This window comes from Phaeobacter sp. JH20_26 (genome assembly GCF_048056275.1).
GTDB classification, from domain to species: domain Bacteria; phylum Pseudomonadota; class Alphaproteobacteria; order Rhodobacterales; family Rhodobacteraceae; genus Phaeobacter; species Phaeobacter bryozoorum.
Genome location: NZ_JAYMWL010000022.1, coordinates 128508 through 144515, shown reverse-complemented (window position 1 = coordinate 144515; position 16008 = coordinate 128508). Strand labels below are relative to the sequence as shown.

The 16008-nt window shown below is 62.3% G+C and carries 17 protein-coding genes; 10 read left to right on the top strand and 7 right to left on the bottom strand.

Annotated features, from left to right (window positions below):
- Positions 1-48: 48 nt before the first annotated feature.
- The 5 genes from VWY60_RS17610 to lgt form a co-directional block, all read right to left on the bottom strand.
- A complete protein-coding gene (locus tag VWY60_RS17610; RefSeq protein WP_416535008.1) occupies positions 49-825 on the bottom strand; it encodes a Hint domain-containing protein in 777 nt (258 codons plus the stop codon).
- A 274-nt stretch (positions 826-1099) separates the two neighbouring features.
- Positions 1100-1252: a hypothetical protein gene (locus tag VWY60_RS17605; protein WP_340546220.1), complete on the bottom strand. Its 153-nt coding sequence runs from the start codon at positions 1250-1252 to the stop codon at positions 1100-1102.
- 195 nt (positions 1253-1447) lie between these two features.
- Complete coding sequence (gene pgeF, locus VWY60_RS17600; protein WP_416541299.1) at positions 1448-2215, bottom strand: peptidoglycan editing factor PgeF; 768 nt, start codon at positions 2213-2215, stop codon at positions 1448-1450.
- A complete protein-coding gene (locus VWY60_RS17595) occupies positions 2212-3279 on the bottom strand; it encodes a class I SAM-dependent methyltransferase (protein WP_416539131.1) in 1068 nt (355 codons plus the stop codon). The genes pgeF and VWY60_RS17595 overlap by 4 nt, the downstream gene beginning before the upstream one ends.
- The gene (lgt, locus tag VWY60_RS17590; RefSeq protein WP_416541298.1) at positions 3276-4178 is read right to left on the bottom strand and encodes a prolipoprotein diacylglyceryl transferase; all 903 of its coding nucleotides are present in this window, start codon (positions 4176-4178) and stop codon (positions 3276-3278) included. The genes VWY60_RS17595 and lgt overlap by 4 nt, the downstream gene beginning before the upstream one ends.
- A 96-nt stretch (positions 4179-4274) precedes the next feature.
- On the opposite strand from lgt, the gene VWY60_RS17585 reads away from it, so the two are divergent.
- The 5 genes from VWY60_RS17585 to VWY60_RS17565 all read left to right on the top strand — a co-directional run bounded on the left by VWY60_RS17585 (position 4275) and on the right by VWY60_RS17565 (position 7567).
- On the top strand, positions 4275-4523 hold the full coding sequence (locus VWY60_RS17585) for an accessory factor UbiK family protein (RefSeq protein WP_340546216.1): 249 nt from the start codon (positions 4275-4277) through the stop codon (positions 4521-4523).
- Positions 4524-4897: 374 nt separating this feature from the next.
- The gene (locus tag VWY60_RS17580) at positions 4898-5398 is read left to right on the top strand and encodes a YbjN domain-containing protein (protein WP_340546215.1); all 501 of its coding nucleotides are present in this window, start codon (positions 4898-4900) and stop codon (positions 5396-5398) included.
- 57 nt (positions 5399-5455) lie between these two features.
- Entirely contained in the window at positions 5456-6283 is an 828-nt protein-coding gene (gene proC, locus VWY60_RS17575; RefSeq protein WP_416541297.1) for a pyrroline-5-carboxylate reductase, read from the top strand.
- A complete protein-coding gene (locus VWY60_RS17570) occupies positions 6276-6614 on the top strand; it encodes a tRNA-binding protein (protein ID WP_340546213.1) in 339 nt (112 codons plus the stop codon). Before proC ends, VWY60_RS17570 begins: the two co-directional genes overlap by 8 nt.
- A gap of 26 nt (positions 6615-6640) precedes the next feature.
- Positions 6641-7567, top strand: coding sequence for a 2-hydroxyacid dehydrogenase (locus VWY60_RS17565; protein ID WP_416541323.1), 927 nt, complete (start codon positions 6641-6643; stop codon positions 7565-7567).
- A gap of 96 nt (positions 7568-7663) precedes the next feature.
- Here the strand turns inward: VWY60_RS17565 and VWY60_RS17560 are convergent, their stop codons facing one another.
- Positions 7664-8263, bottom strand: a complete 600-nt coding sequence (locus VWY60_RS17560) for a thymidine kinase (protein ID WP_340546212.1) — start codon at positions 8261-8263, stop codon at positions 7664-7666.
- Positions 8264-8651: 388 nt separating this feature from the next.
- On the opposite strand from VWY60_RS17560, the gene VWY60_RS17555 reads away from it, so the two are divergent.
- Both VWY60_RS17555 and arsH read left to right on the top strand, forming a co-directional pair.
- The gene (locus tag VWY60_RS17555) at positions 8652-9113 is read left to right on the top strand and encodes a hypothetical protein (protein ID WP_340546211.1); all 462 of its coding nucleotides are present in this window, start codon (positions 8652-8654) and stop codon (positions 9111-9113) included.
- A complete protein-coding gene (gene arsH, locus VWY60_RS17550; RefSeq protein ID WP_374015560.1) occupies positions 9106-9867 on the top strand; it encodes an arsenical resistance protein ArsH in 762 nt (253 codons plus the stop codon). The genes VWY60_RS17555 and arsH overlap by 8 nt, the downstream gene beginning before the upstream one ends.
- Before the next feature lie 86 nt (positions 9868-9953).
- On the opposite strand, the gene VWY60_RS17545 is transcribed toward arsH, so the two are convergent.
- A complete protein-coding gene (locus VWY60_RS17545; protein ID WP_416539128.1) occupies positions 9954-11078 on the bottom strand; it encodes a beta-ketoacyl-ACP synthase III in 1125 nt (374 codons plus the stop codon).
- A gap of 208 nt (positions 11079-11286) precedes the next feature.
- Between VWY60_RS17545 and VWY60_RS17540 the strand changes: the two genes are divergently transcribed.
- Genes VWY60_RS17540 through VWY60_RS17530 form a run of 3 tightly spaced genes read left to right on the top strand, consistent with a single transcriptional unit; the run spans position 11287 to position 15905 of the window.
- Positions 11287-11802: a MarR family winged helix-turn-helix transcriptional regulator gene (locus VWY60_RS17540; protein WP_416541296.1), complete on the top strand. Its 516-nt coding sequence runs from the start codon at positions 11287-11289 to the stop codon at positions 11800-11802.
- 3 nt (positions 11803-11805) lie between these two features.
- Positions 11806-12849: an efflux RND transporter periplasmic adaptor subunit gene (locus tag VWY60_RS17535; protein ID WP_340546208.1), complete on the top strand. Its 1044-nt coding sequence runs from the start codon at positions 11806-11808 to the stop codon at positions 12847-12849.
- A gap of 11 nt (positions 12850-12860) precedes the next feature.
- Positions 12861-15905, top strand: a complete 3045-nt coding sequence (locus tag VWY60_RS17530) for an efflux RND transporter permease subunit (protein WP_340546207.1) — start codon at positions 12861-12863, stop codon at positions 15903-15905.
- Positions 15906-16008 lie beyond the last annotated feature (103 nt).

Here is a 16008-nt window from a genome sequence, read left to right as displayed (position 1 = left end):
GCGCTTTTTTCGTTTGGGGCGACCGCCGCAGCGGTCGGCGGACCCGGCTTAATTCATATCGGGATCTTGCAGCAGGATCCGGGGATAGGCCAGCGGGCCGAAGCCTGCGATCGATTCGACATGCGAAAACAGGTTCAGATAGAGCGTGCGGATGGCATGGCTCACCAGTTTCAGGGCCTCCGGGCCGGGGTGATAGGTTTCGAACGGCAGACCGCCGACACTGATCGCCGCATGGCGCGGCAGGCACAGATGAAAGAGGTCCACGGCGGTCGGGGGCGCGGTTTCGAAAATACTCATCCCGTCATGATATTGCTGCACCGGAACCAGCGAGGCGGCATTGTCCAGCTTGATCCCCGGCAGAGGTGCTCGTTGCAACAGCCGCGCGGCGGGGCCTGCGACAACCGTCGACATCGGCTTTGCCTCGCCAAGGCTATCGGCGGTAAAGCTGGTCAGCCGGTGGCTGCGACCGTGCTGCCCGCTGCGCGATGGGACAAGGCTGGTGCTGCCTTTCCACAACAGGGGGAGGGGATCGCCATCAAAGGTGATCAGCTCATCGCCCGGCAGCAGATCCTCGATTGCAATGGGCCCCTGCGTGGTCTCGATCAGGGATCCGCGGCAAAAGGCGGTAAAGGCGTCTTCGAACAATGGCAGCGACGGTGCGACATGGCGTGTCTCGGCGATCTGGCCGTTTGGCAGCAGGCTACAGACATCGTAACGGCGCAGCTGTGGACGCGTCCCGCCGCGCTGGGCAGCAGGGTCCTGTAGTAGAGCATTGGCTTCGACCGCATTGGCAGCTGCGCGTCGCAGCGACTGGGGTATGGTCATGGCGAACGTGCCTCTCTCATGACTGTACTTGCATCAACCCCGGCAGCGCGATGAGCAGAAGGCGCGCCGGAATCGCTTGGTCCCTGTCGGGCGCCCCGGTCGCAATACGCGCGGTCCGGGGCAATGCGCCCAATCGGGCAGGTAAATGCGGCGGTCCTGTCTTGGGCAGAGGCCGCCGCCGGAGGTGATCACCGGTGGACGGTGTCAGGCGGGTATTCCGGGCCCCGTCGTGAGAGCGGGCCGTCGAGATTGCAGGGACGCCTCTTCAATGATCTCAGGCGCTCTTGGCCTGGGCCGGGCGCCGGAGAGTCTCGCGACGCCGCTCAATCGCGATCTGCCGGGTGGCGCCACGCGTCCAGGGTAGGCGCACCTCTTCGGTCTTGGCGGCAGCTACAATGGATTTGATGAAGCGCGATTTTGGTTTCATGAGGCGTCTCCTGTAGGAGCGGGGCAGCATTCTGCGGCCCGCGCTTTAGTCCCGTCTTTTGTCGCCTGCCAATGCGCCGGGAATGTGGCCGATCTGTGGAAATCACAGGAACGCCGCAGTGATCCGCGCGCACTCAGCCCCCGCGCGGGCGCGCTTCGGTGGTCACATTGGGCCGCGAATTGCAGGTCGCGGCGCCTACAGGCGAATGCAGGAGATCAGGCGCCCGTAGTCGACCTCTTTTTGATGGGTCGCGCGGCGGAAGGAATAGAACCGTTCCGGGTCGGAGTAAGTGCAATGCCCGGTCCATGCGGCCTCGGCCACGCCGGCGCTGCGCAGTTTGTGCAGACCCAGAGAGGGCAGATCAAAGAGGTAGCGATCGCCCTCGCCATTGGCAAAGAACCGTGCGTTTTCCGGATCCTGCATCATGAAGTCGTCAAAGAACTCAGGGCCGACCTCATAGGCGCGCTGCGAGATCGACGGGCCGATAACCGCGCGGGTGGCCTGCCGCCGCGCGCCCAGCTGTTCCATCGCGTCCAATGTGGCCTCCAGCACGCCATCAAGCGTGCCGCGCCACCCGGCATGAGCTGCGCCGACCACATTGGCCTCCGGGTCGTGAAACAGAACCGGCTGGCAGTCGGCGGTCAGGATCGACAGCACCACGCCGGGCACATTGGTGACCATGGCATCAGCCTGAATATCGCCCTGAATATTGTCCTGCCGGGGATCGGAGATGGTCAGGACATTGGCGGAATGCACCTGATTCACCCGGCCAAGCGCCTCGGGCGATGCTTCCATCGCTGCGGCGACGCGCATCCGGTTGATCTGCACCGCTTCGCGCTGATCCGACGAGCCAAGCCCGCAATTCAATCCGGCAAAAATACCCGAAGAGGCCCCGCCGCGACGGGTAAAGAAGCCGTGTTTGGTGCCATTGAGCAGCTCGGAGATGAGAATTTCCAGCGTCATGCGTTCAATCCCGGTGGGGGTGCGGTCTCTTCGGGGAAAATCCCCAGTATCTTGAACAGGTTTCCCATTTCCTCAGGATGCGTCAACCGTCGATGCGCCGCAATCAGAGATTGCAGCGCGTCGCCGTTTAGCCGCGCCGCCAGCGCCTGTGCCCGATCGGTGATGCCCAGACGCTCCAGAAACACGCCTTGCGGGGTCAGCCGACTATAGGCACAGCCCGCAGATTTCGCAGCCAGTGCAAGCGCTTCGAAATCGACATGGGTGGTCAGATCGGCGCTGCCCGGATCCTTCAGCGGATCGCTTGGCGCATGGGCGCGCAGGGCCTGCAACGTATCCCCCAGCGACCGCCAATCGCCGTAATCGACAATAAGCGCGGTTCCGCCGTAGCGGGCGATCCGGGTGGCGATGGTCTGAACCATCGGTTGCGCGGCTTCACACAGCTCGACCAGATCACCGTCGCGGGTGTCCTCAAGGCGATGCGCCAGTGCAGGCTGTGGCGCCACCGCGCCAAGGCCAAAGCTGAGCGTGCCATCCTGAAGACCCACTGATTTTTCGCGCCAGCCATCGCCATCGCGCAGAAATTGCCGCACCGGCAGCGCATCAAAGAACTCATTTGCGATTAGAAACAGCGGTTGCTCGGGCAGTTCGGCGATATTCGGGTACCAGACCGGGTCATGGCCTGCCAGTTGCCTCGCCTGACGGGCGCGCAGGGTGGGGGAGGCCTCCAGCAGGGCAATCTGCATGGCGGCGTGAAACCCGGGCACGCCTTTTGTGGCGCGCAGCAGATCAGCCATCAGCGTGCCGCGACCGGGACCCAGTTCGGCCAATGTGAACCGCTGAGGTTGGCCCTGATCCAGCCAGCATTGTGCCAGCGCCAGCCCGATCAGCTCTCCGAACATCTGGCTGATTTCCGGGGCTGTGGTGAAATCCCCCTTGGCCCCCAGCGGGTCGCGGGTGGTGTAATAGCCATAGCTTGGATGCAGCAGCGCCTCGGCCATGTAATCCGCGACCGAAATCGGACCCTCGGCACGGATGCGGGCAGTGATATGGTCGCTCAGGCTCATGCCGGAATCACCGCCATGCGTCGGCTGCGCAGCACCAGAATGAGGCCGATGGCGATCATCGGCAGCGACAGCAGCTGTCCCATGGTCAGACCGTAGCCGCCTATATGCCAGGCCAGCCCCAGGGGGTTCTCTGCGGTTACGAATTGGGCGTCGGGCTGGCGCATGAATTCAACCGCGAAGCGCGCCGCGCCATAGCCTGCCAGAAACACGCCGGTCATCCGGCCTGGGTGGGTCAACGCCGCGCGCCGGTAGACCAGCCACAAGAGCACCGCACCAAGGATCAGCCCTTCCAGCAGTGCCTCATAGAGCTGGGACGGGTGGCGCGCACAGATCTCCCCCAGCGCCTGCCCGCAGGACTGCGCCGCGCGCCCGGGAAAGGCGACCCCCCAGGGCAGATCGGTTGCCCGCCCCCAGAGCTCGGCGTTGTTGAAGTTGGCAAGTCGGCCCAACAAGAGGCCCGGCGGCACCGTATGTGCCACCAGATCAGCGATCTGAAGGCGCGGGATCCGGTGGCGCAGCGCATAGATCCAGGTGGCAATGATCACCCCCAGGAGACCGCCGTGAAAGGCCATGCCCCCCTGCCAGATGCGCAGGATCTCGGTCGGGTTCTGAAGGTAGTAGCCGGGCTGATAGAACAGCACATAGCCAAGCCGTCCGCCCAGAATGACGCCGAGGATGATCCAGGTGAGCAGGTCTTCGACCTGTTGCGGTTTCATCGGGGGCTGTGTGTGGGGCCAGAGCGCGGGGCGTTGCAGCGCCGCGACCGCCAGCCGCCAGGCGATGACAATCCCGACGATATAGGCCAGCGCGTACCAGCGCAGCGCGAATTGGCTGCCGAACAGCTCAATTGTGAAGATTTCCGGGGTCAGATCGGGGAATTGGAGGATGAATGCGTGCATGTGCCGTCAATGCCTTTGCGGGGGCTGCGGTGTCAACGGCTTGCCGCCGCCGGTGTTGATGACCATATAGGGGTCAAGGCAGACATGGAGAAGACAATGCAGACGCGCAACAAGATCATGGATGATATTTCCCAGCTGATGACCAACGCGATGGGTGTGGCCCATGGCGCGCGGGAAGAGGCAGAGACCGCCATGAAGGGGCTGATCGACCGTTGGCTGGCCGATCGCGATTTCGTGACCCGCGAGGAGTTCGACGCCGTGCGCGCCATGGCCCAGAAGGCGCGTGAAGAAAACGAAGCGCTGAAGGCCCGGCTCGACGCGCTGGAAGCGGATAAATCCGCGTGATCCGGTTCCAGGGCTGAGCGGCAGGCACAGCCCGCCGCCCGGCGCTGAAATATCCGATCTGCAACATTTGCTGGCGTGCGGCCCGGTCCGGGTGGCGCGCCATTTTTGCGACCAAGCCCGCGTCGCAGACTCCCACCCGGCGCAGCAGGATCCCGCCGCGGCCTCTCTTCACAGCACTGTCACGATATTTTGAGGGTCATCGCCTTTCGTCCACAACTTATTGCAGTTATCCCCAAATAAAGGGTTGCCAGACGGCCTTGGTGCCTCCACCATATCTGGTAGGAGGACGGGTAAATCCCTCTCCTTATTGAGCAGGCCGCTAGCAATTGGGGGTGCCCCGCATCTCTTTTGCTAGAGATCAGAGAGGTGGCAACATGGCTCTTTCCGAACATTTTCTGGAAGACGAAATTCACCCTATCGACATCGTCGAACACTTGGCCTCGGACCACGATTGGGACTTTGACCGCATAGGCGACGATCAGATCGCCATGGCGGTGGAAGGCCAGTGGCGCACCTATTCGCTGACATTGGCGTGGTCCGGCTATGAAGAAACCCTGCGGATGGTATGCAGCTTTGAGATGGAGCCGCCGAAGGAACAGCTGCCGCGGCTCTACGAGCTGATCAACGAGATGAATGATCAGTGCTGGGCCGGTGGCTTTACCTTCTGGCCCGATCACAAGCTGATGCTGTATCGCTATGGGCTGGTATTGACCGGCGGACAGGTGGCAAGCCCGGAGCAGATCGACACGCTGATCAACTCCGCTGTCGCCAATTGCGAGCGCTACTATCCGGCAATCCAGCTGATGGTCTGGGGCGGACAATCGCCGCGCGACGCGCTTCAGGTCGCCATTGCAGAGGCTTACGGGCGCGCGTAAACCTTTCCCCGAACCGGCGCTGCATGGTGCCGGAGATCCGATCAGGGGAGGGGAAAGATGCAGGTATCACAGATCGCAGCGCGGGGCATCGCGCTCTTGGGCTGCGGCAAGATGGGGTCGGCAATGCTGGCCGGATGGCTTGACCGGGGTGTTGACCCGGATACCGTCTGGGTGATTGATCCCAATCCTTCCGACTGGCTGCGCCAGACTGGTGTGCATCTCAATGCGCCCTTGCCAGAGGCCGGTGACCGGGCGCCGGGGATCGTGCTGATTGCTGTCAAACCCCAGATGATGGGAGAGGCGCTGCCGCAGCTGCAACAGCTGGGCAATGGCGAGACGCTGTTTATCTCGGTTGCTGCCGGAACCTCGATCGCTACCTATGAATCGCTTCTGGGGGCGCAGACGCCGATCGTGCGCGCCATGCCGAATACGCCTGCCGCCGTCGGGCGTGGCATTACCGCGCTCATCGGCAACATGCGCGCGACCGAGGCGGATATAAATCGCGCCGATGCGCTGTTGCAGGCCATCGGCCAGACCGTTCGATTGCAGAGCGAGGCGCAGATGGATGCGGTCACCGGCGTCAGCGGCTCCGGCCCGGCCTATGTTTTCCATCTGATCGAAACCCTCGCCGCCGCTGGCGAGGCTGAGGGGCTGCCTGCCGATCTGGCGATGCAGCTGGCCAAGGCCACCGTCGCAGGGGCCGGTGCCCTGGCAGAAGCCTCCGAGGAAACGCCAACGCAGCTGCGGGTCAATGTCACCAGCCCCAATGGCACGACCCAGGCCGCGCTGGAGGTGCTGATGGATGAGACCGACGGCTTTCCGCCGCTGCTGCGCCGCGCCGTGGCGGCAGCCACCAACCGGTCGAGGGAGCTGTCCCGTGGCTGACATCAGTTTTGACGAATTTCTCAAGGTCGATGTGCGCGTGGGCGAGGTGGTGCGCGCCGAGGACTACCCCGAGGCTCGCAAACCCGCGATCAAGATGTGGGTGGATTTCGGCGATGACATCGGCATCAAGAAAACCTCGGCGCAGGTGACGGCCCACTACACGGCGGAAACGCTGCTGGGCAAACAGGTGATGGCCGTGGTGAATTTCCCGCCCCGCCAGATTGGCAAGTTCATGTCCGAAGTGCTGGTGCTGGGGCTGCCGGATGCCACCGGAGAGATTGTTCTGATTGGTCCGGATGGACCGGTCCCATTGGGAGGGCGGATGCATTGAGCGGCAAACTCTGGATTACCCGGCCAATGACAGCCGCGGTTGAGGCGCGTGCGCGGGCGGAATTCGATGTCGAGATCCGCCAGCAGACCAGCCCTTTGAACGCCGATGAGCGCCAGCGTGCGCTGCGTGATTTCGACATCGTCCTGCCGACCCTGGGGGACCAGTTCGACGCAGGCAGTTTTGCCGCCGTGCCGCAGCCACGGTGCAGGTTGCTGGCCAATTTCGGCGTCGGCTTCAATCATATCGACGTGGCGGCCGCGCGCCGGGCCGGGATCGTGGTCAGCAACACCCCCGGCGCCGTTACCGATGCGACCGCTGATATTGCGCTGACGTTGATGCTGATGACCGCCCGCCGTGCCGGCGAGGGCGAGCGTCTGGTCCGCTCCGGCGATTGGCAGGGCTGGCATCCCACCCAGATGCTGGGGATGCATCTGACAGGCAAACATGTGGGCATCGTCGGCTTTGGCCGCATCGGTGAGGCCATCGCGCGGCGCTGTCACTTCGGCTTTGGTATGTCGGTCAGCTATCTGGCGCGCAGCGACAAATCACCCGGCTTCCCGGTGTCGCGCGCGGAAAGCCTGACCGCTCTGGCAGCTCAGGTGGATGTGCTGGTGCTTGCAGTGCCCGGCGGTGCGGAGACGCGGCATTTGATCAGCGCGGAGGTTCTGGCGGCGATGCGCCCTCATGCCCTGCTGATCAATATCTCGCGCGGTGAGGTGGTGGATGAGGCGGCGCTGATCGCCGCCCTTCAGGCGGGCGCGCTCGGCGGAGCAGGTCTGGATGTCTATGAATTCGAGCCGGAGGTGCCGGAGGCCCTGCGGCAGATGGAGCAGGTCACGCTGCTGCCGCATCTGGGCACCGCCACCGAGGAGGTGCGCAGCGCCATGGGACATCTGGCGCTGGACAATGTCGCCGCCTTCCTTGCTGGTCGGCCGTTGATTTCGCCCGTGTAACTGTCGGTGTAACCGCCAGCGTATCGCGTCGGGGCGTCTGACGCCCCGCGCGGCGTCAGACGCGCCCGGCCTCCGCTCGGTGCAGGCCGTTTCAGATCAGCCCGCAGCAGAGGTGGGCTGATCGCCGGTGGCCTCGCGCCAGTGGCGACGGCAGAGGGATACATAGGTTTCATTGCCGCCGATCTGCACCTGCGCGCCTTCGGTGATGGTCTGACCGTTCTCATCCTGCCGGATCACCATGGTTGCCTTTTTACCGCAGTGGCAGATGGTGCGGACTTCGCGCATTTCATCGGCCAGTGCCAGCAGGGTGGCGGAGCCGGGAAACAGCTTGCCCTGAAAATCGACCCGCAGCCCGTAGCACAAAACCGGCACCCGCAGATCGTCGACCACCCGCGCCAGATCCCAGACCTGATCCGGCGACAGAAACTGCGCCTCATCGACAAAGATGCTGGCAACACTGCCCCTTGCCAGTCGCTCTGTCACTTTGTCGAACAGGTTCTCACCGGGCCGGAAGATGTCAGCCTCGGCACCGATCCCGATGCGGGAGGCGATCCGCCCCTGACCGGCGCGGTTGTCCAGCGCTGCGGTCAGCAGATAGGTGTCCATATCGTTCTCGCGGTAGTTATGCGAGGCTTGCAAGAGCACCGTCGATTTGCCGGCATTCATGGTGGAGTAGTGGAAGTAAAGCTTGGCCATGGCGCTGATTTAGCCGCAGAGCCGGTCGGAGGAAACGGTTTTCTTCACCAATTCTTCACCGATTGCCCGATGAGCCGACGGCATTTTCGGTCTGAGGATAAAACGCCCTGCGCGCGGATGCCGGTTCGCGGCGAAACAACCCGAGAAACGAACCACATGACACCTGCGGCAGGGCGCCAACTGGACGGAAATTGCCCACCAGCGAAGGCCCACGAAACACGCCTCCGCCCCCAGCGCGTTTCCCTGTCTCGCGACCCGGAACAGCGCGGTAAGTCCCTTAAAAACCTTAGGGATAGAAATAGCTTTGCATTTCCTTTAAGTGTCGTGAATGGGAAATTAACGCGTTTCTTCCCCGATGGGGTCGCGGTCATATGCAGGTAGATTTTATATGGCAGACATAGGTACTTATCTAAAAAAGCACACCGAGGCTCTGGTCAAGGATGTGGGGATCGAGGCGGCCTGCCAGATCACAGGAAAATCCAAGGCGACGTTGGGGCGGTATTACTCGGATAATGCCGAACATGTCGATCGGTTCATGCCCGTCGACGCCGTTGCCAAACTGGAAGCTGCGGCCTCCTTCCCGCATGTGACTTCCGGTCTGGCGGATCTGAAGAACATCACCTTGTCCTACTGTCAGGCCAGCCCGGCCTCAGAGGCGCGCCGCGGTGGCGTCAATGCGGATGTGATTGCGCTCAGCCAGCGCTTTGCCACATTGATGAGCGAATATCAGGAGGCCATGGCCGATGGGATCATCACCATCAATGAGGCCAAGCGGTTGCTGCGCGAAACGGTGATGCTGCAGCAGGTGCTTCTCGATATGAAACTGCACCTGGAAGAAGAAAGTGGCTGAGACACCGACGACCGGGCCTGCTGTTTCGGCTGACGGGCGTGTGGCGGAGGATCTGCCGGCGCTCATCGCCGAGGCCTTGCCGCAGATTGATATCGCCCGCCTGGCAGCGACAGGTGACCCGCAGCATCCGCCCCGGATCCTGCTGCTCTATGGCTCCCTGCGGGCCGTCAGCTACTCACGCAAGGTTGCCGAGGAGGCAGCCCGGATCCTGCGCGCGCTGGGCTGCGAGGCGCGGATTTTCGATCCGAGCGGGCTGCCATTGCCCGATGACACCGGCAGCGAAGATCACCCCAAGGTGAGCGAACTGCGCGATCTTGCGGTCTGGTGCGATGGAATGGTCTGGTCCAGCCCGGAACGGCATGGCGCTATGACGGGCATCATGAAGACACAGATCGACTGGCTGCCGCTGTCGCTGAAAGGCGGTGTTCGCACCACGCAGGGCAAGACGCTGGCGGTGATGCAGGTCTCCGGCGGATCGCAATCTTTCAACGCTGTCAACCAGATGCGTATTCTGGGCCGCTGGATGCGGATGCTGACCATCCCCAACCAATCCTCGATTCCCAAGGCGTGGCTGGAATTTGCCGAGGGGGACCGGCTGCCCGAAGGCCCGTTCTATCGTCGCGTTGTCGATGTGATGGAAGAGCTGGTGAAATTCACCTGGCTGACTCGCGGTCGCAAGGACTACCTGGTCGACCGCTACTCAGAGCGGGTTGAGGACGCCGAGGCCGTGCACCAGCGGGTGTCGCAGAAATAGCGCCGGACCCGAGCTGAAGGCGAGACTGAAAAAGGGCCTGCCAGGATCGGCAGGCCCAAATTCGTTTGGCAACTGGTCCGGCAGGCTCAGGCCGCGCGGCGCAGGATCACCGATCCCACCGAATAACCGGCACCGAAAGAGCAGATCAGCCCCAGATCGCCCTCAGCCAGATCATCCGAATATTTGGAGAAGGCGATGATCGACCCTGCCGAGGATGTATTGGCGTAATCCTGCAGGATATTGGGCTGTTCACCGGCCTCTGGCGTGCGGCCGAGGACCTTTTTGCCAATGAAATCGTTCATCGTCTTATTGGCCTGATGCAGCCAGAGCCGTTTCAGCTCGGTGTTGCTGACGCCCTCGGCCTCCATGTGATCCGCAATATGCTGGCTGACCATCGGCAGCACTTCCTTGAAGACCTTGCGCCCGTTCTGCATGAACTGCATGTCCCGACGATCTGCGACCCCATCCGGGCGCGACCGGCGCAGATAGCCATTGTTGTTGCGGATATTGTTGGAAAAGCTGGTGGCGCAGCGGGTCGACAGGATTTCGAAATGCGGGCCGCTGGCGTCTTCGCTGCGCTCGATCAGGGTGGCCGTTGCCACATCGCCAAAGATGAAATGGCAATCGCGGTCGCGCCACTCAAGATGGCCGGAGCAGATCTCGGGATTGACCACCAGCGCCGACCGAATGGAGCCGGAGCGCACCATATCGGCAGCCGCCTGAATCCCAAAGGTGGCGGAGGAACAGGCGACATTCATGTCAAAGGCAAAGCCTTCGATGCCAAGAAGATCCTGAATTTCGATTGCCAGCGCCGGATAGGCGCGTTCCATATTGGAGGCCGCACAGATGACGGCGTCGACATCCGCCGCAGTCTTGCCGGCCTGTTTCAGTGCTTTCTTGGCGGCATCCAGTGCCATTTCGGCCATGATGGATGGCTCGTCATCGTTGCGCTGACGCAGCAGCGGGTGCATCACCTCAGGATCAAGAATACCGCTCTTGTCCATCACGTAGCGCTGTTCGATACCGGAGGCCTTCAGGATGAAGTCTTCGGAGGAATGCGCCAGAGGATCCATCTCACCCGCTGCAATCGCCTCTGCGTTCTCGGCATTGACCTTATCGGCATAGGCATTGAAGGCTGTGACCAGCTCGGCGTTTGTGATCGTCTGTGACGGCGTAAAGACGCCCGTGCCGGTGATGGCGGGTGTATACATGAGCTGGACCTTCGGGTGGTTTTCAAAAGTGCTGCATATCTGGGCATCTTCCCCCGGTGAGGTCAAGGGCAAGGCCCTTGGCGTTACGGGCGCAGCCCCTACGTCAACCTGATCAGGGCGTCCCGGAGCATTGTTGATATGAATAAAATGCTTCCCTCCTTGAATGGTTCGAAATTTGAAGTATATGCGCGATGAAGGCGATGGTGGTATGATTCGACAAACCGGCAACGACAGCGACACCCAAACTGACGGCGATACCGCGACGGACGGCAATCAGGCTGAGACCTGCCCGGAGGTCTGCGCCATGCTGGGTGTCTTTGCGCTCTATTGGCGCATCGACTCCTGCATCGAAGACACCGTTGACCTGCCAGACCTGAGCCGGATGGAATGCCATGTGCTGGTGCGTCTGGGCACGCCTTGCCGGATGGGAGAGCTGGCGCGGATGTTGCAGACGGTGCCTTCGTCGGTAACCACGGCCGCCGACCGGCTGGAACGGCAGGGTCTGATCCGCCGCAGCAGGGATCCGCAGGACAGGCGCGCCTGGTTGTTGTCGCTCACCCCCGACGGCGCCGCTAAACGCCAGTATCTGGTCGAGGCGATGACGGATCTGTTCCAACGTATTTCCGGTTTGGACCCGGAGGAAATCAAACAATTTGCGGCCTTGTCGGCCAAGATTCATGACACAGTCATTAAAGCGGACGCGAAGCCGCGTCGGAAGGAGTAACCCATGCAGCTGAGTTCGAGAGTCATCGCCGGGGTCGCCGCGTTGCTACTGGTGGCCACGCCAACACTGGCCCAGAACGTCCTGAAACCCGTGAAACTGATGGAAACACGCTCAGGCGCGGTGCCGATCCAGCGCGAGTTCTTCGGTCAGGTCGCGGCAAAAGAGACGGTGGATCTGGCGTTTCAGGTCGGCGGACAGGTTGTGAAATTCCCTGTCACTGAGGGGGCTTTCCTGCCAAAGGGGGCTCTGGTCGCGGAGTTGGATCTGGAGCCGTTCGAGCTGAAACTGGGACAGGCCCAGCTGCAAAAAGAGCAGGCGGACCGAACCGTCACGCGGCTGGAAAAGCTGACCGGCACGGTCAGCCAGGTCTCCATCGACGATGCCGAAACCCAGGCCGGACTGGCCCGCATTGCGCTCAGGGATGCCGATTATGCGCTGGAACATGCAACGCTGAACGCGCCATTTGATGCCCTGGTGTCCAGCCGTGAGGTCGCCCTGTTCAGCACCGTCAGCGCCGGCAGCCCGATTGTGCGCCTGCACGACATGTCGGAGCTGCATATCGAGGTCGATGTGCCCGAGGTTCTGTTTCAGCAAGGCGAGGACAATGACGCGCTGACCATCACGGCAAGCTTCCCCGGCAGCGACAAGACCTACCCGCTGGAAATCCTTGAGTTCGACGCCGAGGCCAGCAGCGTTGGCCAGACCTATCGCGTGACCTTCCGTCTTGACCCGCCCGAGGACCGCCAGATTTTCCCCGGGGCCTCGACCTCTGTGCGGGTGACGGTAGATACCGGCATGTCTGCGATTGTGGTCCCGCCAACCGCCATCGTGCCCGCCGCCAACGGCGACACCGGGGTGATGCTGTTTACACCCAAGGGCGCGGATGAGGGCACCGTCACCTGGACCAGGGTCGAAACCTCGGCCACCGACGGCGGCCAGATCGAGATCGTCTCGGGCCTGAACGGTGGCGAAGAAATCGTGCTGACCGGTGGCAGCGCGCTTGCTGACGGGGCGGCCGTGCGTCGCTTCACCGGCTTCACCAACTGAGGGCGGATCAGATGGACATTGCACGCGGGTCGATCAATCGGCCGCTTTATACGTGGATCATCATGCTGGCCGCCCTGTTTGGCGGTATCTGGGGGTTCCTGAACCTCGGGCGGCTCGAAGATCCGGCCTTCACCATCAAACAGGCTGTGGTCATTACCCAATATCCCGGCGCCAGCGCCGAGCAGGTGGCGCTGGAAGTGTCAGAGCCACTGGAATCAGCGATCCAGAAGATGGGGGAGGTGAAGCAGATCACCTCGATGAACCAGCCGGGCCTGTCGCGCATCGATGTCGAAATGCAGGACACCTTTGACGGCACCGAACTGCCGGGCCTCTGGACCAAGCTGCGCAAAGAGGTCGAAGACGCGGCGCGGAACCTGCCCGACGGCGTCAGCGACCCTTTTGTGAACGATGGTTTCGGTGATGTGTTCGGGGTCTTCTACGCCGTTACCGCCGAAGGCTTCACGGATGCCGAACGCCACCAGCTGGCGACATTCCTGCGCCGAGAGCTTCTTGCGGTTGATGGCGTCGCCGACGTCGAAATCGCGGGCCTGCCGGAAGAGGCGATCTTTGTCGAGCCGAAGATGGCGATCACCGTCAACCAGAATATCCCGATTGGCGCGGTTTCGAACGCATTGGCCACCGCCAATTCCGTCCGCCCTGCCGGTCAGGTCGACAACGGGCCTGCCCAGACACGCATCAGCGCGCCCGAAGGCTCGGACTCGGTGACGGAAATCGCCGGGCTGACGATTGGCTCTCAGGGGGAGGTCATCAATATCATTGATATGGCGGATGTGCATCGCGGCCGCCTCGATGATCCCTCGCAGATCATTCGTTTTGACGGCGTCGAGGCCTTTACCATGGGGGTTGCGGGCCTTGCGACTGAAAACATCGTTGAGGTCGGCCAGCGGGTTGATGCCCGGCTGGCGGAGCTGAGCACACAGATCCCCTATGGTGTGGAGCTGAAGCCAATCTATCAGCAGCATGTGGTCGTAGACGAGGCCTCCAATGCCTTTCTCGTGAACCTCGCGATGTCGGTCAGTATCGTTGTCATCGTGCTGGCGGTCTTCATGGGGTGGCGCGCGGCTGTTGTTGTCGGCGCCACCCTGCTGCTGACGGTTGTTGGCACATTGATGTTCATGAATATCTTCGCCATCGAAATGGAACGGATCTCGCTCGGGGCGCTGATCATTGCGATGGGGATGCTGGTGGACAATGCCATCGTCGTGGCCGAGGGGATGCAGATCTCCATGGCCCGGGGCCGGACCTCACGCGAGGCCGCGCATGAGGCTGCATCGAAAACCCAGATCCCGCTGCTGGGCGCGACGGTGATCGGGATCATGGCCTTTGCGGGGATTGGCCTCAGCCCGGATTCAACGGGTGAATTCATGTTCTCGCTCTTTGCGGTGATCGGGATTTCGCTGTTGCTCAGCTGGCTGCTGGCGCTGACCGCGACGCCGCTGCTGGGGCATTACTTTTTCAAACAGGGTACCGGCGACGATCAGGATGCCTATTCCGGCCTCTTGTTCCGCACCTATGGCAATATCCTGCGCCTGTCCCTGCGGCTGCGCTGGCTTGTGGTGCCGGGTCTGTTTGCGATCACGGTGCTGTGCTTCATCGGTTTTGGTCAGGTGAAACAGCAGTTCTTCCCCAACTCCAACACGCCGCTGTTCTTTGTGCATTACAAGCTGCCGCAGGGTACGTCGATTGCGACAACCTCCGAGCATATGCGTGTGTTTGAGGACTGGCTGGCCGAACGGGACGATGTAGAGACGGTCGCGACCTTTGTCGGGCAGGGGGCCACGCGCTTCATGCTGACCTATGATTCCGAAGACCCGAACCCCAGCTATGGCCATCTGATCATCCGCGCAACGAGCCTTGAGGGCATCCCGGCTCTGCAGGCGGATCTGGAGGACTTCGGCCAGGGACGCTTCCCCGAAGGCGAATTCCGCACCAAGCGGCTGGTCTTTGGCCCCGGTGGGGGGGCGCCTATCGAAGTCCGTTTCGCCGGCCCTGATCCGCGCGTCCTGCGCCAGCTGGGCGACGAGGCCATGCAACGGCTGCAGGAGGCGTCGCAGGACATCCTGAGTGTGCGTCAGGACTGGCGCGAGCAGGAGATCACACTGAAGCCGATCTATGCCACCGATCGGGCACAGACAGCCGGTGTGTCGCGCGATGCCATCGCTGATGCGCTGCAATTCTCGACCGACGGTCTGCGCACCGGCGTGTTCCGGGAGCGGGATCGCCTGATCCCCATCGTCCTGCGCCGACCTGCCGACAGCTCCTATAATCTGATGGACCAGCTGGTGTTCTCAGAGGCGGCGGGCAAATTCATCCCGCTCGAGCAGATGGTCGACGGGGTCGATGTGGTGGTGGAGAACACCCTCGTGCATCGTCGGGACCGGGTGCCGACCTTGACCGTTGGTGCCGATATCCGGGCGGATCTGACCGCAGCCACCGTCTTTGCCCAGGTGAAGGACAGCATCGAGGCGATGTCGCTGCCGACCGGCTACACCATGGAGTGGGGTGGCGAGCATGAGAACTCAGCCGATGCCAATGCCAGCCTCGGCAAGCAGCTCCCGGTGACGATCCTGATCATGGTTCTTATCTCGGTACTGCTGTTCAACGCGATCCGTCAGCCGATTATCATCTGGCTGCTCGTTCCGATGTCGGTCAACGGGGTGGTGATTGGTCTGCTTGGCACCGGTATGCCCTTTACCTTCACGGCGCTTCTCGGCCTGCTCAGCCTCTCTGGCATGCTGATCAAGAACGGCATCGTGCTGGTTGAGGAAATCGATCTGGTCCGGGCCGAGGGCAAACCCCTGCGGGAGGCCATCGTCGAGGCATCGGTGTCGCGTCTGCGCCCGGTGATGCTGGCGGCGGTGACAACCATCCTTGGCATGGTGCCGCTGCTGACCGACGCGTTTTTCGTGTCGATGGCGATCACCATCATGGGGGGGCTGGCCTTTGCCACCATCCTCACGCTGGTGGCCGCGCCGGTGTTCTACCTGATCTTCTTTGCCCGCGATGAAAAGCGCGAACAGGCTGCCGCAGCCTGATCCCGCCCCGCTGAACTCTGAAAAAGCCCCGGTTGCAGAACCGGGGCTTTTTCTATGCGAATGATCTCGCTCAGGTTGTGCGCGACCCGGTGCGGCTGACAGC

Coding starts and splice junctions, on each gene's coding strand:
- VWY60_RS17585 (WP_340546216.1), top strand. CDS start 4,275: ATGCAGACGCGCAACAAGATCATGGATGATATTTCCCAGCTGATGACC.
- VWY60_RS17605 (WP_340546220.1), bottom strand. CDS start 1,252: ATGAAACCAAAATCGCGCTTCATCAAATCCATTGTAGCTGCCGCCAAG.
- VWY60_RS17610 (WP_416535008.1), bottom strand. CDS start 825: ATGACCATACCCCAGTCGCTGCGACGCGCAGCTGCCAATGCGGTCGAA.
- VWY60_RS17580 (WP_340546215.1), top strand. CDS start 4,898: ATGGCTCTTTCCGAACATTTTCTGGAAGACGAAATTCACCCTATCGAC.
- lgt (WP_416541298.1), bottom strand. CDS start 4,178: ATGCACGCATTCATCCTCCAATTCCCCGATCTGACCCCGGAAATCTTC.
- VWY60_RS17560 (WP_340546212.1), bottom strand. CDS start 8,263: ATGGCCAAGCTTTACTTCCACTACTCCACCATGAATGCCGGCAAATCG.
- VWY60_RS17595 (WP_416539131.1), bottom strand. CDS start 3,279: ATGAGCCTGAGCGACCATATCACTGCCCGCATCCGTGCCGAGGGTCCG.
- VWY60_RS17530 (WP_340546207.1), top strand. CDS start 12,861: ATGGACATTGCACGCGGGTCGATCAATCGGCCGCTTTATACGTGGATC.
- pgeF (WP_416541299.1), bottom strand. CDS start 2,215: ATGACGCTGGAAATTCTCATCTCCGAGCTGCTCAATGGCACCAAACAC.
- VWY60_RS17555 (WP_340546211.1), top strand. CDS start 8,652: ATGGCAGACATAGGTACTTATCTAAAAAAGCACACCGAGGCTCTGGTC.
- VWY60_RS17540 (WP_416541296.1), top strand. CDS start 11,287: ATGATTCGACAAACCGGCAACGACAGCGACACCCAAACTGACGGCGAT.
- VWY60_RS17545 (WP_416539128.1), bottom strand. CDS start 11,078: ATGTATACACCCGCCATCACCGGCACGGGCGTCTTTACGCCGTCACAG.
- proC (WP_416541297.1), top strand. CDS start 5,456: ATGCAGGTATCACAGATCGCAGCGCGGGGCATCGCGCTCTTGGGCTGC.
- VWY60_RS17565 (WP_416541323.1), top strand. CDS start 6,641: ATGACAGCCGCGGTTGAGGCGCGTGCGCGGGCGGAATTCGATGTCGAG.
- VWY60_RS17535 (WP_340546208.1), top strand. CDS start 11,806: ATGCAGCTGAGTTCGAGAGTCATCGCCGGGGTCGCCGCGTTGCTACTG.